This is a genomic window from Arthrobacter sp. P4_F10 (assembly GCF_056401435.1).
This window is the reverse complement of record NZ_JBFUJJ010000095.1, coordinates 1-619: the sequence shown is the minus strand read 5'-3', so window position 1 is coordinate 619 and position 619 is coordinate 1. Positions and strand designations below refer to the sequence as shown.

Genomic DNA, 619 nt, shown 5'->3' with positions numbered 1-619 from the left:
GCCTAACCCCTTGTGGGAGGGAGCTGTCGAAGGTGGGACTGGCGATTGGGACTAAGTCGTAACAAGGTAGCCGTACCGGAAGGTGCGGCTGGATCACCTCCTTTCTAAGGAGCACCTACAGTCACCTTGCCCCGTGTATGCGGGTGTGGAGGGGTTGTCAGGAGTAACGCCCGTTGCGCAGACGATTGTTCTGCGGCGGGTGCTCACGGGTGGAATATCAGCAAATAGCGGCCGCAGCTTCTTTCTCCTTGCCCAGTACGGATCCTCTCTTGAGAGTGTTCCTGGAACGGTGTGGGGTCAGTGGGGGCGGTTTAGTGTTTGGCACACTGTTGGGTCCTGAGGCAACAGGACCATGGCGCGGCCGCGTTGCTCTTCCTTTGGGRGGGTGCGTGGTTGTGSTGTGGGACTTGTGTTTCTGGTTTCCTGGCTGCACCGATCATACGGTTGTTCCTGTCTTTTGGGGCGGGGCGTGTGTGGGGTGTGTGGTACGGGGTTGTTGTTTGAGAACTACATAGTGGACGCGAGCATCTTTTATAAGAAGCAATTTCCAAGAATATGAACCTGGATCTGTGCCGTTGCTCTGGTTGTGCCCCTTGGGGTGTGGCTGGTGCTGGTGTGC

General features: G+C 57.1%; 1 rRNA gene. It reads left to right on the top strand.

The features are described from left to right. Window positions 1-104, top strand: a 16S ribosomal RNA gene (locus AC1DR1_RS23160); the annotation flags it as partial. Window positions 105-619: the final 515 nt, after the last annotated feature.